This is a genomic window from Bordetella ansorpii, assembly GCF_900078705.1.
Taxonomy (GTDB): Bacteria; Pseudomonadota; Gammaproteobacteria; order Burkholderiales; family Burkholderiaceae_B; genus Bordetella; species Bordetella ansorpii_A.
The window spans coordinates 1,103,774-1,129,409 of record NZ_FKIF01000002.1; the positions used below are offsets into that span (position 1 = coordinate 1,103,774).

The 25,636-nt window shown below is 69.4% G+C and carries 19 protein-coding genes; 13 read left to right on the top strand and 6 right to left on the bottom strand.

The window, feature by feature from the left end:
- Positions 1-21: 21 nt before the first annotated feature.
- The 3 genes from A6745_RS08600 to A6745_RS08610 form a co-directional block, all read right to left on the bottom strand.
- On the bottom strand, positions 22-4,935 hold the full coding sequence (locus A6745_RS08600; protein ID WP_156513315.1) for an autotransporter outer membrane beta-barrel domain-containing protein: 4,914 nt from the start codon (positions 4,933-4,935) through the stop codon (positions 22-24).
- Positions 4,936-5,362: 427 nt separating this feature from the next.
- A complete protein-coding gene (gene glpK / locus A6745_RS08605; RefSeq protein ID WP_066125688.1) occupies positions 5,363-6,877 on the bottom strand; it encodes a glycerol kinase GlpK in 1,515 nt (504 codons plus the stop codon).
- Positions 6,864-8,309 carry a DHA2 family efflux MFS transporter permease subunit gene (locus tag A6745_RS08610; protein ID WP_066125689.1) on the bottom strand — a complete coding sequence of 482 codons (1,446 nt, stop codon included), beginning with the start codon at positions 8,307-8,309 and terminating at the stop codon, positions 6,864-6,866. Before A6745_RS08610 ends, glpK begins: the two co-directional genes overlap by 14 nt.
- Positions 8,310-8,462: 153 nt before the next feature.
- Between A6745_RS08610 and A6745_RS08615 the strand changes: the two genes are divergently transcribed.
- From A6745_RS08615 to A6745_RS08630, 4 genes are all read left to right on the top strand, one after another.
- Positions 8,463-8,651 (top strand): DUF3460 family protein, encoded by a 189-nt coding sequence (locus tag A6745_RS08615; protein WP_156513316.1) that lies wholly within the window; start codon positions 8,463-8,465, stop codon positions 8,649-8,651.
- Positions 8,652-8,679: 28 nt separating this feature from the next.
- Positions 8,680-9,561, top strand: a complete 882-nt coding sequence (locus tag A6745_RS08620) for a segregation and condensation protein A (RefSeq protein ID WP_066125693.1) — start codon at positions 8,680-8,682, stop codon at positions 9,559-9,561.
- Between the two features lie 45 nt (positions 9,562-9,606).
- The gene (gene panC, locus A6745_RS08625; RefSeq protein WP_066125694.1) at positions 9,607-10,449 is read left to right on the top strand and encodes a pantoate--beta-alanine ligase; all 843 of its coding nucleotides are present in this window, start codon (positions 9,607-9,609) and stop codon (positions 10,447-10,449) included.
- 344 nt (positions 10,450-10,793) lie between these two features.
- Positions 10,794-11,099, top strand: coding sequence for a LuxR C-terminal-related transcriptional regulator (locus tag A6745_RS08630; protein WP_082852957.1), 306 nt, complete (start codon positions 10,794-10,796; stop codon positions 11,097-11,099).
- Here A6745_RS08630 and A6745_RS08635 read toward each other — a convergent pair.
- Positions 11,071-11,895: a hypothetical protein gene (locus A6745_RS08635; RefSeq protein ID WP_066125698.1), complete on the bottom strand. Its 825-nt coding sequence runs from the start codon at positions 11,893-11,895 to the stop codon at positions 11,071-11,073. The two genes, A6745_RS08630 and A6745_RS08635, sit on opposite strands and share 29 nt — an antisense overlap.
- Positions 11,896-12,101: 206 nt before the next feature.
- Between A6745_RS08635 and A6745_RS08640 the strand changes: the two genes are divergently transcribed.
- From A6745_RS08640 to A6745_RS28960, 9 genes are all read left to right on the top strand, one after another.
- Positions 12,102-12,971 (top strand): prepilin peptidase, encoded by an 870-nt coding sequence (locus A6745_RS08640; protein ID WP_066125700.1) that lies wholly within the window; start codon positions 12,102-12,104, stop codon positions 12,969-12,971.
- Between the two features lie 16 nt (positions 12,972-12,987).
- Positions 12,988-13,629, top strand: a complete 642-nt coding sequence (gene coaE / locus A6745_RS08645; RefSeq protein WP_066125703.1) for a dephospho-CoA kinase — start codon at positions 12,988-12,990, stop codon at positions 13,627-13,629.
- Between the two features lie 56 nt (positions 13,630-13,685).
- On the top strand, positions 13,686-14,438 hold the full coding sequence (zapD, locus tag A6745_RS08650) for a cell division protein ZapD (RefSeq protein ID WP_066125705.1): 753 nt from the start codon (positions 13,686-13,688) through the stop codon (positions 14,436-14,438).
- A 172-nt stretch (positions 14,439-14,610) separates the two neighbouring features.
- Positions 14,611-15,885 carry an MdtA/MuxA family multidrug efflux RND transporter periplasmic adaptor subunit gene (locus A6745_RS08655; RefSeq protein WP_066125707.1) on the top strand — a complete coding sequence of 425 codons (1,275 nt, stop codon included), beginning with the start codon at positions 14,611-14,613 and terminating at the stop codon, positions 15,883-15,885.
- A gap of 9 nt (positions 15,886-15,894) precedes the next feature.
- Positions 15,895-18,999, top strand: a complete 3,105-nt coding sequence (locus A6745_RS08660) for an MdtB/MuxB family multidrug efflux RND transporter permease subunit (protein ID WP_066125709.1) — start codon at positions 15,895-15,897, stop codon at positions 18,997-18,999.
- Positions 18,996-22,115: a multidrug efflux RND transporter permease subunit gene (locus A6745_RS08665; protein WP_066125712.1), complete on the top strand. Its 3,120-nt coding sequence runs from the start codon at positions 18,996-18,998 to the stop codon at positions 22,113-22,115. The genes A6745_RS08660 and A6745_RS08665 overlap by 4 nt, the downstream gene beginning before the upstream one ends.
- Positions 22,112-23,563 (top strand): efflux transporter outer membrane subunit, encoded by a 1,452-nt coding sequence (locus A6745_RS08670; protein ID WP_066125713.1) that lies wholly within the window; start codon positions 22,112-22,114, stop codon positions 23,561-23,563. The genes A6745_RS08665 and A6745_RS08670 overlap by 4 nt, the downstream gene beginning before the upstream one ends.
- 105 nt (positions 23,564-23,668) lie before the next feature.
- Positions 23,669-24,160 carry an Rpn family recombination-promoting nuclease/putative transposase gene (locus A6745_RS28955; protein WP_197488117.1) on the top strand — a complete coding sequence of 164 codons (492 nt, stop codon included), beginning with the start codon at positions 23,669-23,671 and terminating at the stop codon, positions 24,158-24,160.
- Between the two features lie 112 nt (positions 24,161-24,272).
- Positions 24,273-24,500 carry a DUF4351 domain-containing protein gene (locus A6745_RS28960; RefSeq protein ID WP_197488118.1) on the top strand — a complete coding sequence of 76 codons (228 nt, stop codon included), beginning with the start codon at positions 24,273-24,275 and terminating at the stop codon, positions 24,498-24,500.
- A 24-nt stretch (positions 24,501-24,524) separates the two neighbouring features.
- Here A6745_RS28960 and A6745_RS08685 read toward each other — a convergent pair whose 3' ends face one another.
- Entirely contained in the window at positions 24,525-25,520 is a 996-nt protein-coding gene (locus tag A6745_RS08685) for a Nudix family hydrolase (protein WP_066125719.1), read from the bottom strand.
- Positions 25,513-25,636, bottom strand: a 124-nt coding sequence (locus A6745_RS27755) for a DUF815 domain-containing protein (protein WP_156513318.1), incomplete at its 5' end; no start/stop codon positions are given. The genes A6745_RS08685 and A6745_RS27755, both read right to left, overlap by 8 nt.

Sequence of the window (25,636 nt, forward strand, 5' to 3'; positions counted from 1 at the left end):
CCCCCTGCACCGCATCCCGCATCACCAGCTGTACCGGTATCCCACCTGGCCGAACAGGCCGCGCCGCTCGTCTGCGCCCAGGTTCCTGGCGACCTTCACCGCGGCATACAACTGGCCCGACGGGCCGGCCCGCATGCTCAGGCCCGCGCCCACTTCCGTCCAGGTGCGGCCCAGGCCCTCGCGCAAGGCCGCGTCATCCACCCGCACGCGGCGCGCGCCGATGAAATCGTGCAGCACGTCGACGGTCAGGTAGGGCGTGGCGCTGCCCGTGCCGTCCGCCGTGTCCAGCCCGGGCACGAAGATGCGCACGCCCAGCCGGCCGCGCAGCGCGTGGCTGCCGCTGGCGGATACCGCTGAGATGCCGTCTTCGAAGCCGCGCAGCTTCAGGTACTGATAGGCCAGTTGCGCCTGGGGTTCGATGGCCAGTTTGCCGGCCAACGGAATCGGCTGGCCGATCTCCTGCGACAGGACCACCCCATAGCCGTTCTGGGTTGCCGTGCCGCCGTAGGCGTCGTTGTATTTGTTGTGATAGCGGGTGGCCTGGACGACGCTGTCCCAATAGCCGCCTTCCGGGCCGTACAGGGTGTAGTAGCCGCCCAGGCTCTGCGCCTGCGTGGTGGTGCTGCCGGTCTTCTCGGACAGCGTCGCGTCCAGGCTGCGCAGGCGGTCGCGGAATGTCGCGCTGGCGGTGCCCAGGCCGAGCGTCGCGCCCGCATGCGTGCTGCCGCCTGCCTGCGGCTGCGACAGGGTCCAGTCCTTGCCGAACTGCATGAAGAATGTGTGCTGGTTCACCGCGTAGCGGCTGCCGGCGTCGGCGTTCATGCCCAGCCCGCCGGCGCGGCCCCATACGCCATGGCGGTTGTCCTGCTGGCCGCGCTCGCTGCTGGCGATGTCGCCCACCCGCTCTTGCAGGCGGCCCAGGTTGGAAAAGCCGTAGTCCAGGTTCAGCGCGGGGATCAGCGCATAGGCCGGAACGGCCGGCCGGTAGGCAATCGGCGGCGGGGGAGCCGGATCGCCGGCGTCCGTTTCGAGCGTGGACCGCAGGTAATAGGCCTGCGGATCGGCGCTGCCGCCGCGGTGCAACAGGTACTCGTAGGCGCCCGCCTGCACGGGCGAGGCCAGCCGGAACGTGCCGGGCGCCGTCGTGCCGCCGTTGGCCGTGGCCACGACGTTGATGCCGTCGCCGGTGGTGGGGGCGCCGGCCCGGCCGGTCCTGTCGATGCGCAGGGCGGTGGCGCCCGTTGCCGCGCCGCCGTCGATGACCAGGCGGTCGCTGGCCGACGGCCCGCCGCCCAGATAGGTGTTCAGCACCGCCAGGCCGTTGCCTGTATAGCGTTGCGTGGTCAAGGTGCCGTAGCTGGCGGGCCGTGCCGGATCGCCGGTGGGCGCGATGAACGCGATGGTGCCCGCATTGGACAGGGTCTCGGTTTGCGAGCTGGCGGTCACGCGCCACGTGCTGCTGGCGTCGATGTCCACGGACAGGGGGTCGACGCGGCCCGTCAGCATCGCGCCTGCGCGCAGAATCACCGTGCCGCGGCTGCTGTCGTCCGCGAGCGCGTCGCCGCGCAGCGATATGCCTTCGGCGGTGAAGTCCGCCAGGCTGCCCCGGCTCAGTTGCAGCAGGGTGCCCGAGCCGGCGGCGAGGGTGGCGCCGCCGCGCACGGTGATGGCTGCACGCGTCCCGGCCACGTCGATGGCGTTGCCCGCCTGGGCGTCGATCGACCCGCCCGTGATGATCACGCGGGACACTTGCGCGCTACCGGCATCCGCCAGTGCGATGCCGCCGGCCACGCCCTGGACGGCCGTCCGATCCAGGGCCAGCTCGGTGTCGCGGCCCGTTACCCGGATGCCGACGCCTTGCGCGCCCGTGGCGGCAACGACGGAGCCGGACAGCGCGACCAGGCTGCCGGCGGCGCGGTTGTCTATGGCCGGGCCGCTTCCCTGCGAGGCGATGCGGGCCGTGCTGGCCACGACAGCGCCGCCGGTATTCGTGTCGTCCAGCAGCACGCCCGCGGCCGCGGCCGCGGCCTGTACGGGGCCCGCGCCCGTCAGCGCCACGGAGGCGCCTGCGCCGCTCAGGCGCACGGCCGCCGCGCCGTCGTCGGCCTGTATGGCGCCGTCGTTGCGCAGCACGGCGTTGGCGCCGCGCACGAGCGCGCCCACGCCGTCCGCCACGCGGATCAGTCCGGCGTTGCGGACTTCTCCGTCCGGACCCGCCACGACGCCGGTCGATGCCTCACCGTTCAGCCACACGCTGCCTTGGTTCACCAGCACGCCGCGATTGCTCGCGACGAAACCGATCACGCCGGCCGACGCCGCCGTGATCGCCGCGTCGTTGGTCAGCACGGTGGCCGTGGGCGTGCCCCGCACGGCGCCCGCCAGATCGTGGCTCTGGCCGTCGACGATGCCCGCCGTCGCGCCGGCCTGGCCCAGCCTGATCGTCGTGGCGGCATCCAGGCGACCCGTGGCGCCGCCCGCGACCACGATGGCGGCGGCGCCGCCGTTCACCCCGGCAGCGCCGGTCACGTCATACACGGCGCCGCCCGTGGACAGCGTGGTGCCGATGCCGGTCGCCACGACGCCGCGCGCGTCGGTGCCCGCGATCGTCAGCCGCATCGTGCTGCCGCCCGCGGTCGTGCCGTGGAACGCCGCGCCATCGGCCACGCGGAACATCGTGGACCGCTCCGTCGTCACGCCCAGCACGTTGTCGGCCACGGCGATGGCCGAGCCCGTGCCCGCGGCGTAGAACCCGATCTGGTCCGTGCCGCCCAGGAAGCGCGGCGTCGCGCCGGCCGCCACGTGCACCGTGCCGCCGTCCTGCGCGAAGATGCCGATGGCGCCGGTGCCCGTCAGGTTCACCCCGCCGCCGATGCTGGCCGTGGCGAGCGCGCCATCCACCCACACGCCGATGTTGCGCGTGCCGCTGGCGGGCGAGAGGCCACCGTTCACGTTGATGGCGCCGCTGGACTGCGCGTTGGCCGCGGCGCCGGGATTGGCGTTGACCAGGATGCCGATGCCATTGATGCCGGCGAGATTGATCGTGCCCGCGTTGTGCACGACGGCGTTCGTGCCCGCCGCGCCGTTGTCGTCGGCCATCATGCCGACGTTGGCCAGCGGCGTGCCGCCGGCGGCGCCGCGTATCGTGATGGTGCCGTTGTTCTGCAGCAGCGACTGCACGGGAGCGGTGGAGTACATGGCCACGGCGTTCTGCGCGCCGGCGCCGATGGCGATCTGCCCGTCGTTCACGGCGCGGTCGCCCATATCCATGATGCGGATGCCGTAGGTGGGGGCGGCGATGGCGACGTCCGTGGTGGCGTCGGCCGGGCTGTACTGCGCCGCGCGGCCCACGTAGATCGTGCCGCCCGCCGCGTTGGTGAAGGCGCTGCCGCCGCTGACGTTCACGCCCACGACCGTGCTGGCGTAGCCGGGATTCACACCGGCGTTGATGATGCCGTCGTTGGTGCCGGCCGCGCCCTGGTCCAGCCCGATGCCCATCGACAGGTTGTTGGCATAGGCCAGCCCCGCGGTATTCACGATGCCGCTGTTCTGCACCGTGCTGCCCGTGCCCGTGGCCAGGACGCCCGAGCCCGTGTAGTAGAACGTGGCCTGCGTGGCCGTATCCAGTCTGTCTCCGGCCAGGTAGCCCGAGGCCACCACGCCGGTGCCCGCGTTGACGAAGTGCGCGCCGCTTTCGATGCGGACGACCTGCTGCACGATGTTGCCGGACAGCGTGCCGTTGTTGGTCACCGTCGCGCCCTGGGCGGCCTTGATGGCGCCCGAGGCACGGGTGGCGTCGATCTGCGCGCCCAGCGCGACGGCGCCGGCGCCGCCCTGCGCCAGCATGGCGTAGCGGTCTCCGTTCGGCAGGCGCGCCAGGTCGCCGTCGGTGGTGTTCGTCTGGTAGCGCACCGGCATGTTGGTCGTGGCGTAGGCCATGGCGAACGCCCGGTCGTAGGCGTCCTGCGAGCCGAGCACGCCGCTTTCCAGCGCCGCGACCAGCGTGTCGTTGTAGGCCGCCAGCTGCGCGGCATTGGTGATGGTGTGGGTCACGCCGTTGAAGGTGACCGCGCCCGCGTAGGTGGTCACCGGCACGTACACCGTGACGAACCCGTTTTCATCGGGGGTCGGCAGCCCGGGATCGATGCCCATGTCGACCTGGTTGCGGGACTGCCACGACACGGTGCTGGCCGCCTCGCCGGTGCCGTCCGCGCGGGTCAGGTAGGTCTGCTTGGACACCATCGTGATGCGATTGGCGGACGGCGCGCCCGCGGGGTCCGCGCCGAGGTTCACGTTCAGCGTGCCGCCGCCCCGGTCGACCTGGCCCAGCGAGGCGTGGTGGTACATGTCCCCGGCGACGTCCTCGAACTGCTGGACGGGCGTGTTCGCGTTCGATTGGTCCGCGAAGGTGCCCGAGTCGTACACGCGGTAGACCTGGTTGACGCCGGCCGCGTCGTTCGGCCCCGCCACCGCCACGCTCTGCGCGCCGATGACCAACGCCTGGGACTGGAACGTGCCCGACACGACAGTGACCGTGCTGCTGTCGACGGTGGTGTTGCCGCTGTAGCCCGTGCTGACCGGCGAGGTGCCGTGCAGCGTGATGACGTCGCCGCCGCTGACCACCGCGCCGCCCGCGCCGTCGTTGCTGCCGGGCGGGTGATAGCTGGACACGCCGCATTGGCCGCCGCTGGCCGGCGCCTGCGAGGGCATGCCGGCGTGGCACACCGACGCCGGCATGGCGGGCGCGGCGAATCCCGCCGCCAGCAGGGCGCACGAGAGCGCCGACAGCCGGGCCGCGTGGCGCCATGGCGAGGGCGCATGGCCGGGACCGGTGCGCGCCCGCGCGGCCAGCCTGGCCGGCGCCATGCCGTCGAAAGGCCCGGGCCGCCCGGGGCGGCACGCGCCGCGATCATTCGGGCCGGCGCCTGGCGCAGGCATGGCGGCATATGCCGGCCCGGCCGGATGCCGGTCCGTTTGGCGTAGTGGATTCATGGCGATGCCCAGTCCTTCCCACGGAGTCGAGAATTGGCCGCCGCGCCTGCAAGGGCGAGTCGTTCGCGGCGGGGGGTGAGCGCATCATTCGCGCTAATCCCGTCGCGACCAATTGCCGCTTCGGGCTAGGCCAGAACGGCGTCGTGGAAATGGCCTAGGCGGCCGGCATGAGGAAAGCGGTGGGCGAGGCCAGGCGTGCCCGCGCCGCCCAGCGAGGGCGGCATGGACCTTTTGGAGGAAGGCGCGCGATGCCGTGCACGAGGGCTAGGCCATACGCACGGCATCCATGCGGGCGGGCATGGAAGGGCCGTCTGGCGGCGGGCGGGAAGACAGGCCCGCCGCGCAGGCCTGCCCTCGCCGTGCTGCGGCGAGCTCAGTCCTGCCTGGCCCAGCCCTTGGCGTGCTCGACGGCCTGCCGCCAGCGTTTCAACCTGGCCTCGCGCCGGTCGGCCGGCCAGGCCGGCTCGAAACGGCGATCGGCGCGCCACTGGGCGGCGAACTCGTCCAGCGACTGCCAGAATCCCACCGCCAGGCCCGCCAGGCCGGCGGCGCCCAGCGCGGTGGATTCGGCCACGCGGGGCCGCACCACGGGGACGCCCAGCAGATCCGCTTGCATCTGCATCAGCAGGTCGTTGCGGGTGGCGCCGCCGTCCACGCGCAGCTCGGACAGGTCGATCCCGCTGTCCGCGTTCATGCAGGCCAGCAGTTCGGCGCTTTGCAGCGCGATCGATTCCAGCGTGGCGCGCGCGATGTGGGCGCGCGTGGTGCCGCGCGTCAGCCCGATCATGGCGCCGCGTGCGTAGGGATCCCAGTGCGGCGCGCCCAGGCCAGCGAAGGCGGGCACCAGGAAAACGTCGTCGGTGTCCTCGACCTGCGTGGCCAGGGCCTCGACGTCGGCCGAGCGCGGGATGATGCCCAGTCCGTCGCGCAGCCACTGCACCGCCGCGCCGGCCACGAAGATGCCGCCTTCCAGCATGTACGTGGTTCGAGGGCCCGAGGGCGAGGGCAGCATCCAGCCCAGCGTGGACAGCAGGTTGTTGGACGAGGCCACCGGCTGGTCGCCGACGTTCATCAGCATGAAGCAGCCGGTGCCGTAGGTGTTCTTGGCCATGCCGGGCGTGAAGCAGGCCTGGCCGAACGTGGCGGCGTGCTGGTCGCCGGCCACGCCCGCGATGGGAATGGCGCCGCCCAGCAGTTCGGGCAGGGTGCGGCCCACTTCGCCGCTGCTGGGCGCGACCTGGGGCAGCAGGCTGCGCGGAATGCGCAGCAGCGCCAGGATGTCGTCGTTCCAGTCGTGCGAATGCAGGTCGTACAGCATGGTGCGCGCGGCATTGGTGGCGTCGGTGCTGTGCACCTTGCCGCCCGTCAGGTGCCACACCAGCCAGGTGTCGATGGTGCCGAAGGCCAGTTCGCCGCGTTCGGCGGCCTGGCGCGCGCCCGGCACGTTGTCCAGCAGCCAGCACAGCTTGGTGCCCGAGAAATAGGCATCCACCACCAGGCCGGTGCGTTCCTGCAGCCAATCGGCATGGCCGTCCTGGCGCAGTTGCTCGCAGATCGGCGCGGTGCGTCGGTCCTGCCAGACCAGCGCGCGGGCCAGGGGGCGGCCCGTGGCGCGCTCCCAGATGAGCGTGGTCTCTCGCTGGTTGGTGATGCCGATGGCCGCGACGTCGGCGGCGCTGGCGCCCGCGTTGCGCAACGCTTCGCGCGCCACCTCGATCTGGGTGCGCCAGATCTCGCCCGCGTCGTGTTCCACCCAGCCGGGTTGCGGGTAGTACTGGCGGAACTCACGCTGGCCGGTGCCGCGCACCGCGCCCGAGCGGTCGAACACGATGGCTCGCGAACTGGTCGTGCCCTGGTCCAGGGCCAGGATGAATTCATGAGTCGGCACGGCGCGCCCTCGCCTGGTTGAGTTGGGCGCCTGCGTCAGGCGACAGGCGCCGGAACGAAAATACCGAAAGCAGACATGCTACCCCGATCACCAGGAAGCCGACGATGACGTCGCCCACCACCAGGTGTTCGCCGCCGCGCGCGGACATGCTGATGTTCAGCGAGACGGCCGCCACGCCAACGCCCAGCGTGATGCCGAGCTGCTGCGCCATGGCCGAGAAGCTGCTGGCGCTGCTCATGCGTTCGGGGGCGATGTCGGCATAGGCCAGCGTGTTGACGCCCGTGAATTGCAGCGAACGGAAGAAACCGCCGATCAACAGGATGACGATCATCAGCCATGCGGGCGTCTCGGGCGTGAAAGTGGCGCAGGCCATGACGAAGATGCCGGTCAGCACCGCGTTGATCATCAGCACGCGGCGAAAGCCGAAGCGCAGCACGATGGGCGTGGCCACGAACTTCATCAGCATGGCGCCGGCCGCGCCGGCGAAGGTGATCATGCCGGCCTGGAACGGCGACATCCCGAAGCCCACCTGCAGCAGCATGGCGAGCAGGAATGGCGTGCCGCCCACCGTGAAGCGGCACAGGTTGCCGCCCAGCGTGGAAATGGAGAAGGTAGGGATGCGCAGCAGCGACAGGTCGATGATGGGATGCGCGACGCGGCGCGAATGGCGTACGTACAGCGCGCCGCATCCGAAACCCAGCGCCAGCAGCCCCCCCTGCATCCAGATGGGCATCAGGCCGCGGCCCAGCGATTCGAAGCCGCTGACCAGCGCGGCCAGGCACACGCTGCTGAGCACGAAGCCCCAGAGATCCAGGGCCGGCGCGTTGATCTCGCGGATCTCGTCCACGTAGCGCATGACCAGGATGATGCCCAGCACGCCGATGGGCAGGTTGATCAGGAAGATCCAGTGCCACGACATGTACGTGACCATGAAGCCCCCCAGCGGCGGGCCGATCACCGGGCCCAGCAGGGCGGGCAGGGACAGGAACGACATGGCCTTCAGCAGATCGTGCTTGGGCACGATGCGCAGCAGGATGATCCGCCCCACCGGGACCATCATCGCGCCGGCCATGCCCTGCAGGATGCGCGCCAGCACCAGTTGCGTGACGTCCTGCGCCAGCGCGCAGCCGACCGAGCTGACCGCGAACAGGCCGATGGCGGTGATGAACACCCGGCGCGCGCCGTAGCGGTCGGCCGCCCAGCCGCTGACCGGCACGAAAACCGCCACCGCCAGCAGGTACGAGGTGATGGCCACGTTCAGCCGCACCGGTGTCGAATTCAGGGCCGCCGCCATGGCGGGCAGCGCCGTGGCCACCACGGTGGCATCGAGCATCTGCATGAACAGCGCGCATCCCACGATGAAGGGGATCATGCGGGCGGCACGGGCGGCGCGTAGGGGATCGGAGGCGGCTGGGGCTTGTTCTGAGGACATTGGAGCGCGGCGCGCGGGGAGGGGTGTGGGGGAGCGCAGCGATTGTAACGCCGGCCCCCCCGCGCGGGGCGGGGAGGTCGTGTCATTCCGTGACGGCCAGGCCGCAAGCTGAAGTACACTTCCGGGATCCACAACCCGCCGGTCCGCATCCGCATCATGGCCAACTACGAATCCGAAATCACCAAATTCCTGAAGGATTACAAGGCGCAGCATCCCGACGTCGAAGAACGTCAGCGCGAAGGCCGCGGCCGCCTGTGGGACAAGCCGCAGGATGCGGAACTGCTCGAGGGCTTCCGTGCCGGCCGCGTGCCGCAGAAGCCCTACGTCTATTCGGCCGACTGATCCCTCTGCCCAGCACCCGCGCGGTCCCATGTCGTCCCGTAATCCTGCCGCCGACCTTGCCGCGCTCGTGGAGCCCAAAGTCGACAGCACACCGGACGTGGTCGACTCCGTGGCGTTCGCGCGCCTGTACGGCGAGCCGCTGTTCCAACTGCCCAACGACCTGTACATTCCGCCCGATGCGCTGGAGATCTTCCTGGAGGCCTTCGAGGGGCCGCTGGATCTGCTGCTCTACCTGATCCGCAAGCAGAACTTCAACGTGCTGGACATCCCGATGGCGGATGTCACGCGGCAATACCTTTCCTACGTCGACCAGATCCGGACCCACAACCTGGAACTGGCCGCCGAATACCTGTTGATGGCTGCGCTGCTGATCGAGATCAAGTCGCGCATGCTGCTGCCGGTGAAAAAGTCGGATACCGGCGAAGAGGCCGAAGACCCGCGTGCCGAACTGGTGCGCCGCCTGCTCGAATACGAGCAGATGAAGCTGGCGGCGCAGAAGCTCGACAAGATTCCCCAGTTGGGGCGCGACTTCGTCCGTTCGCAAGCCGTGGCCGAGATCAGCGTCGAGCGCATGATGCCCGACGTCAGCGTCGACGACCTGCGCGCGGCCTGGGCCGACATCATGAAGCGCGCCAAGCTCAACCAGCACCATCACATCACGCGCGAGCAGCTGTCGGTGCGCGACCACATGACCCACATCCTGCGGCGCCTGAACGAAGTGCGCTTCATGGAATTCGGCGAGCTCTTCCTCGAGCGCATCCGCGAGGGCGCGCCGGTGGCGGTGGTGGTCGTGCATTTCATCGCCATGCTCGAACTCGCGCGCGAATCCCTGCTCGACATCACCCAGGCCGAGCCCTACGCCCCCATCTACGTGCGCCTGGCCTACACCAGCGTCGCGGCCGCCGCCTGACGCGGCCCGTGCTGGCGTACCCGGCGCCTCCGAGCGGAGACTCCCGTGAAAGTCGTCCATACCATCCAGGAATTGCGTGACCACCTGCGCGGCCAGAACCGCGTGTCCTTCGTGCCCACCATGGGCAATCTGCACGAGGGCCATCTGGCCTTGATGAAACTGGCGCGCCAGCACGGCGACCCCGTGGTCGCCAGCGTGTTCGTCAACCGCCTGCAGTTCGGTCCCAACGAGGATTTCGACCGCTATCCGCGCACGCTGCAGGACGATATCGAGAAGCTTGAAAAGCAGCGCGACGTGTACGTGGTGTTCGCGCCCGACGAGCGCGAGATGTACCCCGAGCCGCAGAACTATCGCGTGCAGCCGCCCGATGACCTGGGCAACATCCTCGAGGGCGAGTTCCGTCCCGGCTTTTTCGGCGGTGTCTGCACGGTGGTGCTGAAGCTGCTGTCGTGCGTGCAGCCGCGCGTGGCGGTTTTCGGCAAGAAGGACTACCAGCAACTGATGGTGGTGCGCAGCATGTGCCGGCAGTTCCAGCTGCCCGTGGACATCCTGGCGCACGAAACCGTGCGGGCCGGCGATGGCCTGGCGCTGTCCTCGCGCAACCGTTACCTGAGCGAGGCCGAGCGCGCCGAAGCGCCCGCGCTGCATGCGGTGCTCAACGGTATCCGTGAGCAGGTGCGCGGCGGCGCGCGGGATGCCTTGGGGCTGGAGGCCGACGCCATGCGCGTGCTGGGCGAGCGCGGCTGGCAGGTGGACTACATCTCGGTGCGCCGCCAACGCGACCTGCAGGCGCCCACCGCGGCCGACATGCAGGCGGGCGAACCCCTGGTGGCGCTGGCCGCCGCCAAGCTGGGCGCCACCCGCCTGATCGACAACCTGGAGCTCTGAGCCCGCCGAGCCGCCTCAAGGGCGATGCCGGAGTGCGTAGCACGGAGGTTCGTTGATTCGCCCGCCGAGCCGCCTCAAGGGCGATGCCGGAGTGCGTAGCACGGAGGTTCGTTGATTCGCCCGCCGAGCCGCCTCAAGGGCGATGCCGGAGTGCGTAGCACGGAGGTTCGTCGATCCGCCCGCCGAGCCGCCTCAAGGGCGATGCCGGAGTGCGTAGCACGGAGGTTCGTCGATCCGCCCGCCGAGCCGCCTCAAGGGGGAATCCCCTGCCAGAATTGGTAGCTTCAACCCGCACGGCGGGCGTGCCACACTCCTTGCAATCCTGAATTGCAACGGAGGCAACCATGCATTGCGGCAGTCGTCCGCCAAGCCCTCTGCCGCCGGGCCAGCCGGCGCTTACTCCGCGCGAACGCGAACTATTGGGCTATATCGCCCAGGGGCAGTCCAACAAGGTCATCGCGATCGATTTCGGCATTTCCACTCGCACAGCCGAGGCGCATCGCGCGCGCATCTTCCGCAAGATGGGGGTGCGCACCACGCTGGAACTGGCGTGTGCGCTGTGCCCGCACCGCTGCCTGGCGGGCACGGGTACGGGCGCGCCGGGCCGGGCGGTGGTACCGCTTAGTGGCAGGCCGGGGTCGGCTGCTTGACCAGTTCGTCGATCGGATCGAGGTCGGGTTGGCGCGTCAGGCTGTAGTCCAGCGTGGGGGCGTTGCCCAGCACCGAGCGCACGCGCAGCACGTTGTTGGCCGAGGCCAGCAGTTCCGCGCGGGTGTTGCCCGAGGCATCCAGCAGCAGCAGGCGGGCGGGGCGTTCGCCGGTGACGTTCCAGCAGCCTTGCTCGGCCACGGGCTTGCCCTGTCCTTCCAGCGCCTGGGAGCGGGCGCGCCAGCGGCCATTGGGAGCCAGGGTCAGGGTGACGCGCTGGGCTTCGGCCTGGCACTGCATCGAACGCGAGAAACACGGGAACGTGCCCATGTAGGTCTGTGCCTGCGGCATGAAGGCCTGCGCTTCCGGGTTGGCCGGGCCGGCCGCGTCCTGCATGGGATCCGCCGCGGCGGTGCGGTTGACCATGCGGGCGTTGGCGCCGCCCGGCGGAACGGGCGGCACCGGCGAGTCGGCCAGGGCCGGATTCATTGCCGCCGCGCCGTTGGCGGTGGGGGCCGGCGTGCCCGTCTGCGGGGCTTGCGAACCGCCCGGCGTCTGGGTGGGGCGGCGCGGCGTGTCCGGACTCAGGTCGATCTGCAACTGCGACGGGGCGTGCACCACGGTACGGTAGCCCGCGCCCTGGCCGTGGTACTGCGCATCGGTGACGGTGCTTTCGGCCGGCGGGTTGTAATAGCCCGGGCTGCCGAACTGCGAGCAGCCGGCCGCCAGCAACGTGGAGGTCAGTCCGGCGGCGGCCAGAAGGCGGGAACGCGTGACGCGGGCGGGGGCGGGAGACATGATGAGGTGTCCGGAAGGAGACGAAGAAGGGCGGCGTACCGATACACAGACCCGTATGCCTGATGCCCCCGATTCTACGCATTTATCCCTGTATACGGGTATACCCGGCGATGCCGGCGGGCTGCGTTTGATGAATCGCCGCCCAGCCGGAATAATGCGGCGTCCGGCGGGCGCCGCCGGGTTCGATTTCCAGGCGGCCTGACTCCATGTGGCATATGTATTCCCTCGATCCCGGGCTGGCGGTGCTGCTGGCCGCGTTGCTGGGCCTGGCGGTCAGTGGCCCGCTGGGCGCCGTCGCCCATCGCCTGCCGCGCATCATGGAGCGCGAATGGCAGGCGGCGCTGCGCCAGGAGCAAGCAGCCGCCGAGTCGCCGGCCGAGTCCGACGCCGGGCAGCCCTATGGCCTGCTGCGCCCCGGCTGGCATTGCCCGTCCTGCGAGGCGCCGGTGCGCGGCTGGCGCGCCATGCCGCTGGTGGGCTGGCTGGCGCTGCGCGGAAAATGCGCCGGCTGCCGCGCGCCCATTGGCCGGCGCTATCCGGCTTTCGAACTCGCCATGGCGGCGCTGTTCGCGGCCTGCGCGTGGCGCTTCGGCCCCACCCCCATGGCGCTGTGCGCCATGGGATTGGTCGGCGCGCTGCTGGTGCTGGGCTGGATCGATACCGAAACCGGCCTGCTGCCCGACGCCATCACGCTGCCCCTGGCCTGGGCCGGCCTGCTGGTCAACCTGGGGGACGGGCTGGCGCCGCTGTCGCTGGCCGTGGTCGGCGCCGTGACCGGCTATCTGGTCCTGTGGTCGGTGTTCCACGTCTTCAAGCTGGTCACGGGGCGCGAGGGCATGGGCTATGGCGATTTCAAGCTGATGGCCGCGCTGGGCGCCTGGCTGGGCGTGGCCGCCTTGCCCTGGCTGCTGCTGGGCGCTTCGCTGGCGGGGGTCATCGTGGGGCTGGGGCTGCGGGTGGCGGGCCGGGTCGAGCAGGGCCAGCCGCTGCCCTTCGGTCCCTACCTGGCGGCGGGCGGTATCCTGATGCTGTTGGCCGCGGGGCAGCCGCCCTGGCTGGCGGTTTTCGGTCGATAAGGCAGGAGGGCCAGGCATGTACAGCATCGGATTGACCGGCGGCATCGGCTCGGGCAAGTCGCGCGTGGCGGACCTGCTGGGCAGTTGGGGCGCCACCCTGATCGACACCGACCTGATTGCGCACGGGTTGACCGGCCCGGGCGGCGCGGCGATGCCCGCGCTGCGCGAGGCGTTCGGCGAGCGCGCGGTGGACGCGCACGGCGCGCTGGACCGCGCCTGGATGCGCGACCGGGTCTTTCGCGAACCCGCGGAACGCGAGCGCCTGCAGGCGGTGCTGCATCCCATGATCGACCAGCACACGCGCCGGGCCGCCGAGCGGGCCGATGGCCCCTATGTGGTGTACGTGGTGCCGCTGCTGGTCGAGTCCGGACGCTGGCGCACGCGCGTCGATCGCATATGCGTGGTCGATTGCGATCCCGACACGCAGGTGGCCCGCGTGCAGGCCCGCAGCGGGCTGACGCCGGACGCCATCCGGCGTATCATGGCGGCACAGGCCGCGCGGGACACCCGGCTGGCCGCCGCCGACGACATCATCGTCAACGACGGCGACACCACGCCAGAGATGCTGCACGCGCGGACGCGTCGCATGCACGATCGCTGGATCGAATGGGCAGCGGCAACGGGCGGACACCCCCGCGAACCCGGCAGTCCCGCCTGACCTTTTCCGCCTGACAATTTACCGGCCCATGGCCGGCCACCACGGGCCTGCAGCGAGTGATCCTTTACGAATATCCTTTCAACGAGCGTATCCGGGCCTATCTCAGGCTGGAATATCTTTTCGACAGGTTGTTCTTCTTTGCGCGTGGCGATGACATCCGTCAGCACCAGATCGCAGTCACCACGCTGTTCGACATTCTCGAAACCTGCGAACGCACCGACGTGAAGAGCGCGGTGCTGCAAGACCTGGAGCGCCAGCGCATGGCCCTGGCCGGCCTGCGCGACCATCCCGACGTGGCCCAGCAGACGCTGGACGACATGCTGCGCGAGATGGAACGCGCCGCGGGCGCGCTGTCGGCCCAGGGCAAGACGGGGCAGGCGTTGCGCGAGAACGAATGGCTGGTCAGCCTGCGCGGCCGGCTGGCCGTGCCGGGCGGCGCCACCCAGGTCGACATGCCGTCGTACCATGCCTGGCAGCACAAGCCGGCCGAGGTGCGCCATGCGGATCTGCAAGCCTGGAGCGCGCCGCTGGCGCCGTTGTGCGAGGGCCTGGCCATGGCATTGCGGCTGCTGCGCGAATCCGGCCGCAAGTCGCCGATGGCGGCCGAGCAGGGCGCCTACCAGCAGATGCTGGGCGGCAAGACGCATCAGTTGCTGCGTGTCTGGATCGACCCCGGCCAGGGCGTATTTCCCGAGATCAGCGCCAACAAGTACATGATCTGGATACGGTTTTCGACCCAGGATGGCGAACTGAAGCCGCAGCCGGTCGCGCGCGACGTCCCGTTCCAGCTGTCCCTGTGCTCGGTCTGAACGACTTTTCCTTCTGTGGAACGCCGGTTCGCCTTCCTGGCGACGCGTAGCGGCGAACCAAACGGTCCGCCGCGGGTCGGACCCGATTCCTGTTGCGTTTTATTTCAAACGGTCGTCGCCCTGCGGCGCTCTGTTGGACAATAGCGCCACTCGTCGTTCACCCGGATGTCCCATGCCTGAGATTCACCCCGCCACCGCGCCGCGCCGCCAGCGCCGCCTGCTCGTGACCGTCGTGGTCATCCTGGTCGCCGCCGCCTTGCTGTGGTGGTTCCTGCGGCCGGCGGGTACGACCGGGGGCTCGGGCCATGCCGGGCGGCGCGGCCCGATGGCCGGCGGCTCGTCCTTCATGGCCGACATGCCGGTGCCGGTCAAGGTCACCGCCGCGCGCAGCCAGCAGATCGAAGTGATCCTGCGGGCGCTGGGCACCGTCACTGCCTACAACACGGTCACCGTGCGCAGCCGGGTCAGCGGCGAGCTGGTCAAGGTGGCCTTCCAGGAAGGCCAGACGGTGAAGGCCGGCGACCTGCTGGCCCAGGTGGATCCCCGCCAGTTCCAGGTGGCGCTGGACCAGGCCCAGGGCACCTTGCAGCAGAACCTCGCGCAACTGGAGAACGCCAGGCGCGACCTGCAGCGTTATCAGGCGCTGTTCAAGCAGGATTCCATTGCCAAGCAGCAACTGGACACGCAGGCCGCGCTGGTGCGCCAGTACGAAGGCACGATCAAGAGCAATCGGGCGGCGGTCGACGACGCCAAACTGCAACTGGATTATTCGCGCATCACCGCGCCCATCGGCGGCCGGCTGGGCCTGCGCCAGGTGGACCAGGGCAATCTGGTGTCCAGCAGCGACACCAATGGCGTGGTGGTCATCACCCAGACGCAGCCCATCTCCGTGCTGTTCACCTTGCCTGAAACCCAATTGCCGCAGGTGCTGGCGCAACTGCGCGCCGGCAGCACGCTGCGGGTCGAAGCCTACGACCGCGCCGACACCACGCGCCTGGCAACCGGCCAACTCGAAACGGTGGACAACCAGATCGACATCACCACCGGCACGGTCAAGCTCAAGGCGCGCTTCGACAACGCCGACCAGTCGCTGTTTCCCAATCAGTTCGTCAATGCGCGGCTGCTGGTCGAGACGCGTTCGCAGGTCACCGCCATTCCCACGGCCGCCGTGCAGCAGGGCTCGGCCGGCTCCTTCGTGTTCGTGGCCAAGGCCGACAACACGGTCGAGGTGCGGCAGGTCGAGCTGGGTCCGGTCAATGGCGACTGGGTCGCGGTCAACAAGGGCATGCAGCCGGGTGAGAACGTGGTGGTCGAGGGCACCGACCGCCTGCGCGCCGGCGCCAGGATCGACGTGGTGACGCCGCAGACCGCCATCCCGGCCACGCCCGGCAGCCAGACCGGCGCCGATGCGCAGGTCCAGGGCCAGCGCAACCGCCGAGCCAGGTAAGGGGCCGCCGTGAGCCCGTCGCGCCTGTTCATCCTGCGGCCGGTCGCCACGACGCTGTCGATGGTGGCCATCCTGATCGCCGGCCTGATCGCCTACCGCATGCTGCCGGTGTCGGCGCTGCCCGAGGTCGATTACCCCACCATCCAGGTCGTCACGCTGTATCCCGGGGCCAGCCCCGACGTGATGACCTCCCTGGTCACCTCGCCGCTGGAGCGGCAGTTCGGCCAGATGCCGGGCCTGGCCCAGATGTCGTCCGCCAGTTCGGGGGGCGCGTCGGTCATCACGATGCAGTTCGACCTGGCCCTGTCCCTGGACGTGGCCGAGCAGCAGGTGCAGGCGGCCATCAATGCCGCCTCGAACCTGCTGCCCAACGACCTGCCGGTGCCGCCCACCTACAACAAGGTGAACCCGGCCGATGCGCCGGTGCTGACGCTGGCCATCACCTCGCCCACCATGCCCCTGCCGCGGGTGCGCGACCTGGTCGATACCCGCATGGCCCAGAAGCTGTCGCAGATTCCGGGCGTGGGCCTGGTCGGCGTGGCGGGCGGCCAGCGGCCGGCGGTGCGCGTCAAGGTCAATCCGCAGGCGCTGGCCGCGGCGGGCTTGAGCCTGTCCGACCTGCGCACCGCGGTGGTCGGAGCCAACGTCAACCAGCCCAAGGGCAACCTCGACGGTCCGCAGCGTTCGATCACCATCAATGCCAACGACCAGTTGCAGTCGCCCACGGCGTACAACGACTTGATCATCGCCTACCGCAACAACGCGCCGCTGCGGTTGTCCGACGTGGGCCGCGCGGTGCAGGGCGCCGAGGACGTGCGCCAGGCGGCCTGGGTGGGCGACAAGCCGGCCATCCTGCTGAACGTGCAGCGCCAGCCGGGCGCCAACGTCATCGACGTGGTGGACCGAATCCAGGCGCTGTTGCCGCAGCTGCGCGCCTCGCTGCCCGCCACCCTGGACGTGACGGTGGTGGCCGACCGCACCCAGACCATCCGCGATTCCGTGACCGACGTGCAGCACGAGATGATGCTGGCCATCGCGCTGGTGGTGATGGTCACCTTCGTGTTCCTGCGCAGTTTCATCGTCACGCTGATTCCCAGCGTGGTGGTGCCGCTGTCGCTGGTGGGCACCTTCGGCGTCATGTATCTGACCGGGTTCAGCATCAACAACCTGACGCTGATGGCGCTGACGATCGCCACGGGCTTCGTGGTGGACGACGCCATCGTGATGATCGAGAACATCGCGCGCCACATCGAAGAGGGCGAGACGCCCATGGCGGCGGCCTTGAAGGGCGCCAGCCAGATCGGCTTCACGCTGATCTCGCTCACGTTCTCGCTGATCGCCGTGCTGATCCCGCTGCTGTTCATGACCGAGGTGGTGGGCCGGCTGTTCCGCGAGTTCGCCGTGACGCTGGCGGTGGCGATCCTGATTTCGCTGGTGGTGTCGCTGACCCTGACGCCCATGATGTGCGCGCGCCTGCTGCGGCCCGAGTCCGAGCAGAAGCACGGCCGTTTCCACCGCGCCACGGGCGCCTTCATCGACGGCATCATCGCGCGCTACGACCGCATGCTGGGCGTGGTGTTGCGCCATCAGCCGCTGACCCTGCTGGTGGCGCTGGGCACCTTCGCGCTGACCGTGCTGCTGTACATGGTGATTCCCAAGGGCTTTTTCCCGCAGCAGGACAGCGGCATGATCCAGGCCATCACGCAGGCGCCGCAGTCGGTGTCCTTCAAGGCCATGGCCGAGCGGCAGGAGGCCGTGGCCCGCCTGGCGATGCAGGATCCGGCCGTGGCGTCCGTGTCGTCCTTCATCGGCGTGGACGGCAGCAATGCCACGCTGAACGCCGGCCGCATGCAGATCGCGCTGAAGCCGCACGGCGAACGCAGCGACGGCATGCCCGACGTCATCCAGCGCCTGCAGCAGTCGTTCAAGGACGGCCAGAGCGACATGCAGGTCTTCATGCAGCCGGTGCAGGACCTGACCATCGACGACCGGGTGGCGCGCACGCAATACCAGATGACGCTGTCCAATCCCGACCTGGACGTGCTGGCCGAGTGGGTGCCCAAGCTGGTCGAGCGCCTGAACCGCGTGCCCGAGCTCAGCGACGTCACGCACGACCTGCAGGACCAGGGCCTGCAGGCCTGGGTCGAGATCGACCGCGATGCGGCGTCGCGCCTGGGCATCACGGCGGCGGCCATCGACGAGGTGCTCTACGACGCTTACGGGCAACGCCTGATCTCCACCATCTTCACGCAGTCCAACCAGTACCGCGTGGTGCTGGAGGTCGAGCCGCAGTTCGGCAACGGGCCGGCCGCCATCTCGCGGCTGCACGTGGCCACGTCCGATGGCCAGCAGGTGCCGCTGTCCAGCGTGGCCAAGGTGATCGAGGGGCGTTCGGTGCTGGCCGTGAACCGGCTCGACCAGTTTCCGATGGTGACGATGTCGTTCAACCTGGCGCATGGCGCGTCGCTGTCGGCGGCCGTGCAGGCCATCGCGGCGGCCGAGCAGGAGATCGGCATGCCCGCCAGTATCGAGACCCGCTACCAGGGCGCGGCGCTGGCGTTCCAGAATTCGCTGTCCAGCACGCTGTGGCTGATCCTGGCCGCCATCATCACGATGTACATCGTGCTGGGCGTGCTGTATGAAAGCTACATCCATCCCATCACCATCCTGTCGACGCTGCCGTCGGCGGGGGTGGGGGCGCTGCTGGCGCTGCTGATCAGCGGCACCGACCTGGACATGATCGGCATCATCGGCATCATCCTGCTGATCGGCATCGTGAAGAAGAACGCGATCATGATGATCGACTTCGCCCTGGACGCCGAACGCAATCGCGGCCTGGCGCCGCGCGATGCCATCCATGAGGCCGCGCTGCTGCGTTTCCGGCCGATCCTGATGACGACCCTGGCGGCCCTGTTCGGCGCGCTGCCCCTGATGTTGTCCACGGGCACGGGCGCCGAGCTGCGCCAGCCGCTGGGCCTGGTGATGGTGGGCGGCCTGCTGGTCAGCCAGGTGCTGACGCTGTTCACCACGCCGGTCATCTACCTGATGTTCGACCGCCTGTCGCGCCGCGGCAAGCGGACCGATGGCCAGCCGCAGCCGGTGCGCCAGCCATGATCCTGTCGGCGCCCTTCATCCTCCGTCCTGTCGCCACCACGCTGCTGTCCCTGGCGATGGTGCTGGCGGGGGCGCTGTGCTACTGGCTGCTGCCGGTGGCGCCGCTGCCGCAGATGGACATCCCCACGATCTCGGTGTCGGCCAGCCTGCCGGGCGCCAGCCCCGAGACCATGGCGTCCAGCGTGGCCACGCCGCTGGAGCGCTCGCTGGGCAGTATCGCCGGCGTCACCGAGATGACCTCGCGCAGTTCGCAGGGCTCCACCCGCGTCACGCTGCAGTTCGACATTTCTCGCGACGTGGACGGCGCGGCGCGCGACGTGCAGGCAGCGATCAATGCCGCGCGCTCGCTGCTGCCGACCAGCCTGCGCAGCAACCCGACGTATCACAAGGCCAATCCGTCGGACGCGCCCATCATGACGCTGGCGATGACGTCGGGCACGCTGACGCAGGGCAAGCTGTACGACCTGGGCACCACCATCGTGGCGCAGAAGCTGTCGCAGGTGAATGGCGTGGGCGAGGTCACCGTGGGCGGCAGTTCGCTGCCCGCCGTGCGGGTCGACCTGAACCCGGGCGCGCTGTCCAGCCGCGGCGTGTCGCTGGACGAAGTGCGCCAGGCGCTGGCCAGCGCCAACGCCAATCGCCCGAAGGGCATGCTGGAAAACGACAAGTATCACTGGCAGGTCATGGCCAGCGACCAGCTCGATCGCGCCGAGCAGTACCGGCCCCTGATCGTGGCGTGGCGCAATGGCGCGCCGGTGCGCCTGTCGGACGTGGCCGAGGTGCAGGATTCCGTCGAAGACCTGTTCCAGACCGGCTTCTACAACGACCGCCAGGCCATTCTGCTGATCGTGCGGCGCCAGGCCGACGCCAACATCATCGAAACCGTCGACGCGGTGCGCGCGCAACTGCCGCAGTTGGCGGCGTTCCTGCCCGGCGACGTCAATCTCAGCGTGGCCCAGGACCGCTCGCCGAGCATCCGCGCCTCGCTGCACGAGGCGGAGCTGACCCTGGTCATCGCGGTGGGGCTGGTGATGATGGTGGTGCTGCTGTTCCTGCGGCGCTGGCGTGCCGCGATCATTCCCAGCCTGGCCGTGCCGGTGTCGCTGGTGGGCACCTTCTGCGTCATGTACCTGTGCGGCTACACGCTGAACACCATGTCGCTGATGGCCCTGATCGTGGCCACGGGCTTCGTGGTGGACGACGCCATCGTGGTGCTGGAGAACATCATGCGCCACATCGAGAACGGCGCCTCGCCGATGCGGGCGGCCCTGCGCGGTTCGCGCGAGGTGGGATTCACGGTGCTGTCCATGAGCCTGTCGCTGATCGCGGTGTTCATTCCCATCCTGCTCATGGGGGGCGTGGCGGGGCGGCTGTTCCGCGAGTTCGCGGTGACCTTGTCGGCGTCCATCCTGGTGTCGCTGGTGGTGTCGCTGACGCTCACGCCGATGATGTGCGCGCGCATGCTGCGGGCCGAGCCGAGGGTGGCCGATCCGAGGCCGGCCGCGCCCAATCGAATCAACAGGGCGCTGGACGCCCTGATGGGCGCCATGCAGCGCGGCTATGCGCGCAGTCTCGGATGGGCGCTGCGCCATGCCAAGCTGACGATGCTGGTGCTGGCGGCGGCCATCGGGCTGAACGTGTACCTGTATACCGTGGTGCCGAAGGGGTTTTTCCCGCAGCAGGACACCGGCCAACTGCTCGGCTTCTTCCGGGCCGACCAGGGGTCGTCGTTCCAGTCGACCGTGCCCAAGCTCGAATACTTCCGCAAGGTGCTGATGCAGGACCCTGCCGTGCAAAGCGTGACGGCCTACGCCGGGGGCCGCGGAGGCAGCAACAGCAGCTTCGTGCAGGTGCAGTTGAAGCCGCTGGAGCAGCGGGGGGTCAGCGCGGAAAAGGTCATCGAGCGCCTGCGGGCGCGCCTGCAACGCGAGCCCGGCGCTCGCCTGTTCCTGGTGGCGCAACAGGACATCCGTGTCGGCGCGCGCTCCAGCCAGGGGTCGTACGACTACGGCCTGATGGCGGGCGACCTGCAGTTGCTGCGCACCTGGATGCCGCGCGTCCAGCGCGCGATGGCCGCCTTGCCCGAGCTGACCGACGTGGACGCCGATACCGAGGACAAGGGCCGCCAGGTCAACCTGGTGATCGACCGCGATGCCGCCACGCGGCTGGGCATCAGCATGTCCGCCATCTCGGCGGTGCTGAACAACTCGTTCAGCCAGAGACAGGTATCGGTGATGTACGGGCCGCTGAACCAGTACCACGTGGTCATGGGCGTCGACCAGCAGTTCGCGAAGGATCCCGATTCGCTGAAGGACGTGTACGTGATCGGCAGCAACGACCAGCGCATTCCGCTGGCGGCGGTGGCCCGCTACGAGGTCGGCAACGCGCCGCTGAGCGTGCAGCACCAGGGGCTGTTCGTGGCCGATTGGATTTCGTTCAGCCTGGCGCCCGGGGTGTCGCTGGGCCAGGCCACGGCTGCCATCGACGCGGCCGTGGCGCGCATCGGCCTGCCGTCCGACCAGATCCAGGCGGGTTTCCAGGGCAGCGCGGCCGAGTTGCAGAAGACGCTGGCGCAGCAGCCCTGGCTGATCCTGGCGGCGCTGGTCACCATGTACATCGTGCTGGGCATCCTTTACGAAAGCCTGGTGCACCCGCTGACCATCCTGTCGACCCTGCCGTCGGCGGGGCTGGGGGCGCTGCTGGCGCTGATGCTGCTGGGCAGCGAGTTCACGCTGATCGCGCTGATCGGGGTGTTCCTGCTGATCGGCATCGTGAAGAAGAACGCCATCATGATGGTGGACTTCGCGCTCGAGGCCGAGCGGCGGCGCGATCTGCCGCCGCGCCAGGCCATCTACGAAGCCTGCCTGACGCGCTTTCGCCCCATCATGATGACCACCATGGCCGCGATCTTCGGCGCGCTGCCTCTGTTGATGGCGACCGGCCCTGGCGTGGAAATGCGGCGTCCGTTGGGCATCACCATCGTGGGCGGCCTGGTGCTCAGCCAGATCCTGACGCTCTACACCACCCCCGTGGTCTACCTGTTCCTCGATCGATTCCGCCTGTGGGCCGCGCGCCGCCGTCGCCAACGGGTGGATCCTCACGTATCCCATCCATGATCCGAGTTCTCAGTCATCGTCTTTCCGGTCTGACCTTGCGCGGCAGCGCGGCGCTGCTATGCCTGGCGCTGTCGGCCTGCGCGGTCGGGCCGGATTACCAGCGTCCTGCCATCGACGTGGGCGTGGGCTACAAGGAAGGACAGGAGCAGGTGCCCGGCTGGAAGCCTGCCCATCCGCGCGACGACGCGCAGCGTGGCCAGTGGTGGACGGTGTATGGCGACCCCGTGCTGGACGGCCTGATGCGGCAGTTGAACACGGCCAACCAGGACGTGGCGGTGGCCGAGGCCAACTACCGGCAGGCGCAGGCGCTGGTGCAGGGCGCGCGCGCCGGCTTCTTCCCCACCATCGGCGCCAGCGCGGGCGTGACGCGCTCGGGCGGGGGCAGCGGGGGGGCGGGCACCGGCGGGTCGTCGGTCGGCAACCAGTATTCGCTGACGGGCACCGTCAGTTGGGAGGCCGACGTGTGGGGCCGCCTGCGCCGTGGGCTGGAAGCCAGCCGCGCCAGTGCCCAGGCCTCCGCCGCCGACCTCGCCGCCACGCGGCTCAGCTCGCAGGCCGCGCTGGCGCAGAACTACTTCCAGTTGCGCGTGCAGGATGAACAGAAACGCCTGCTGGAAGCGACGATCGCCGCCTATGAGCGTTCGCTGCGGCTGACGAGCAATCGCTACGACGCCGGCGTGGCGGGCCGGTCGGACGTGGCCGTGGCGACGTCGCAACTGGAGAACGCGCGGGCGCAGTCCGTCGACCTGGATTGGCAGCGCGGCCAGCTGGAACACGCGATCGCCGTGTTGACGGGCCAGCCGCCATCGCGTTTCTCGCTGCCTTCGCAGCCGTTCACGCAGCAACTGCCCGAGATTCCCGTCGGCCTGCCGTCCGAGCTGCTGGAACGCCGGCCGGACGTGGCCTCGGCCGAGCGCCGTGCCGCGGCGGCCAACGCACAGATCGGCGTGGCGCAATCGGCCTGGTTTCCCGACCTGACCCTGTCGGCCAACGGCGGTTTCCGCAATGGTTCGTTCGCCGACTGGTTGACGGCGCCGGCACGCTTCTGGTCGCTGGGCCCGTCGTTGGCGTTGACGCTGTTCGACGGAGGCGCGCGCGACGCGCAGGTCGACCAGGCCCGGGCGGCCTACGATGCGCAGGCCGCGTCGTACCGCCAGTCGGTGCTGACGGCGCTGCGCGAGGTCGAGGATTATCTGGTTCAACTGCGTGTGCTGGGTCAGGAGCAGCAGGTGCAGGCGCGCGCGCTGGAGGCCTCGCGAGAGTCGCTGCGCCTGATCCGCAACCAGTACGAACAGGGCATGGTCGACTTCCTGGATGTGGCGACCTTGCAGACTACGGCGCTGAGCGCCGAACGGTCGGCATTGTCGCTGGTCGGCAGCCGCCTGGTCGCCAGCGTGCAGTTGATCGCCGCGCTGGGTGGGGGCTGGGAAGGATTGCCGAAGGAGTGAGGGCGGCGGGGTAGCCCCGGTCCAGCGACGGCGGGTGTATGGCTCCGCCCAAGGCACGATGAGGGCGATTCTGGCGTACGAAGACCGTTGTACGTGGAATTGCGCGTGAACGAACAATCCCACTTCGTGCCCGGAATGCCCGCGTCGTGGATAAAGTGGAAACCTTGTTTTCCACCGCGTATCGCGATGACCCGGCACGACGCCACCTACAAGCTGCTGTTTTCCCACCGCGAGATGATCCAGGCCTTGTTGCAAGGCTTCGTGGGCGAACCATGGGTTGCGCAGCTGGATTTTTCCTCGCTGCAGAAAGTGCCGGTGTCGTTCGTCACCGACGACCGGCGAGCGCGCGTGGGCGATCTGGCCTGGCGCATCAGGGCGGGCGACCGGTGGCTGTACGTCTACGTGCTGCTCGAGTTCCAGTCGTCGGTGGATCCGCGCATGGCGCTGCGGATGATGGCGTACCTGGCGTTGTTCTATCAGGATCTGGCGCGCCAGCAGTTCTCGGGTGCGGGTGAGCTGCTGCCGCCCGTGCTGCCGCACACCGCAGGAGATAAGCCACGCGCTTACCGTGTGGCTCGAGTGTGCGCCTCAGTCTGATTTTTCAGGTCTGCACCGTGATTTGGTCCGATGGTTGCAGCATTCCCTGCTTCCTGCCCGTATGCCCGGTGCTAGGATTCCTGAGCTGAACGATATACAGGAGGCGCGCGCCATGCTTTACGACACCGTGAAGGGCTGGACACAGGATTGGTTGCGGCAGGGCATGCAGCAGGGGCGGCACGCCCTGTTGCGTCAACAACTGGTTCATCGTTTCGGCCCCTTGTCGGCTGACGTTGAGCAGCGGTTGAAGCAGGCGCCATCGCCCGACCTCGACCGCTGGGCGCTGTCGATGCTATCCGCCTCCAATCTGCAAGACGTCTTCGCCGAACCGGCCGCCTGATTCCGAAAGCGGCCAGTATCCCGTCTACAGCAGCCCGCGTATCGCCGCGATGCCATGCGCGCCATGCCGGCGCGCTTCGATCCGCGTGGCTTCCGACTGTCCGCCCAGCGCAAACACCGGCAGGCCCGCGTCGCGGCTGCCCTCGGTGAATCCGTCCCACCCGATGCCGGGTCGATCGGGATGCGAAGGCGTGGCCAGCACATGGCCCAGCACGGCGAAGTCCGCGCCCAACTCTCGGGCTCGCACCACTTCCGCGTGGCTATGCGCGGACACCCCTACCAAGGCGTTTTCAGCCAGATCGGGCCGCGCGGCTAGCGCCGCCGCGTCGGCCGCGCGCAGGTGCACGCCGTCGGCCTCTTTCCACCAGTCCGACGGATGCACACTGTTCACCAGCACCCGCGCACCCGCCGCATGGCAACGCGCCAGCACCGTTTGCAGGGCCTGATGCAGCGCCGGGCCGGCCGCGCCGCCGGGCCACTGCGGCTCGCGCAACTGCACCAGCTTCAAGCCCTTGGCCAGTGCGGCATCGAGGCGCGCCAGGAACGCCGGCAAGCCATCGGGCCCGCCGATGCTGCTGATGCCGTAGGACGTGGGCAGCGTCAGCCAGCGCAGCGGCGGCAGGGTGGCGGGCAGCAGGTCGCCGACCACCCCGGCGTTGGCCGGGTCCACCCATTCCAGGCGCTGGTTCTCCAGGCTGCGAGGCTCGCCTTCCCAGCCGGTGACCTGGCAGAAGGACAGGCGCACGGTGGTCTGCGGATAGGCGTGCACGTACGTCACCCAGGGCCAGGCCTCGGTGACGCGGATGCCGATCTCTTCCCGCAGTTCTCGTGACAAGGCCTGCAGCACGGTCTCGCCCGGCTCCAATTTGCCGCCAGGCAGTTCCCACCAGCCCGACCAGGGCTTGCCTTCGGGGCGTTGTCCCATCAGCAACTGGCCGTCGGGGCGCAGGATCAAGCCAGCGGCGACGTCGATGATCCGGTCGGTGCGGCCGGGCAGCGGAGCGTTCCTGTCTTCAGCCATGCCGTGCCGCCCAATCCCGTGCGAACTGATAGGCCACCCGGCCCGAACGCGAGCCGCGTTCCAGCGCCCATTGCAGCGCCTCGGCGCGGCAGGGGACGATCTGGTCGGCGGGGCAG

Bases quoted from the DNA above. Each gene is read 5' to 3' on its own strand.
- A6745_RS08655 (WP_066125707.1), top strand. From the start codon at position 14,611: ATGCCTGAGATTCACCCCGCCACCGCGCCGCGCCGCCAGCGCCGCCTG.
- A6745_RS08670 (WP_066125713.1), top strand. From the start codon at position 22,112: ATGATCCGAGTTCTCAGTCATCGTCTTTCCGGTCTGACCTTGCGCGGC.
- A6745_RS08620 (WP_066125693.1), top strand. From the start codon at position 8,680: ATGTCGTCCCGTAATCCTGCCGCCGACCTTGCCGCGCTCGTGGAGCCC.
- A6745_RS08610 (WP_066125689.1), bottom strand. From the start codon at position 8,309: ATGTCCTCAGAACAAGCCCCAGCCGCCTCCGATCCCCTACGCGCCGCC.
- A6745_RS08600 (WP_156513315.1), bottom strand. From the start codon at position 4,935: ATGCCTGCGCCAGGCGCCGGCCCGAATGATCGCGGCGCGTGCCGCCCC.
- coaE (WP_066125703.1), top strand. From the start codon at position 12,988: ATGTACAGCATCGGATTGACCGGCGGCATCGGCTCGGGCAAGTCGCGC.
- A6745_RS08635 (WP_066125698.1), bottom strand. From the start codon at position 11,895: ATGTCTCCCGCCCCCGCCCGCGTCACGCGTTCCCGCCTTCTGGCCGCC.
- A6745_RS08665 (WP_066125712.1), top strand. From the start codon at position 18,996: ATGATCCTGTCGGCGCCCTTCATCCTCCGTCCTGTCGCCACCACGCTG.
- A6745_RS08630 (WP_082852957.1), top strand. From the start codon at position 10,794: ATGCATTGCGGCAGTCGTCCGCCAAGCCCTCTGCCGCCGGGCCAGCCG.
- A6745_RS08640 (WP_066125700.1), top strand. From the start codon at position 12,102: ATGTGGCATATGTATTCCCTCGATCCCGGGCTGGCGGTGCTGCTGGCC.
- A6745_RS28960 (WP_197488118.1), top strand. From the start codon at position 24,273: ATGCTTTACGACACCGTGAAGGGCTGGACACAGGATTGGTTGCGGCAG.
- A6745_RS08685 (WP_066125719.1), bottom strand. From the start codon at position 25,520: ATGGCTGAAGACAGGAACGCTCCGCTGCCCGGCCGCACCGACCGGATC.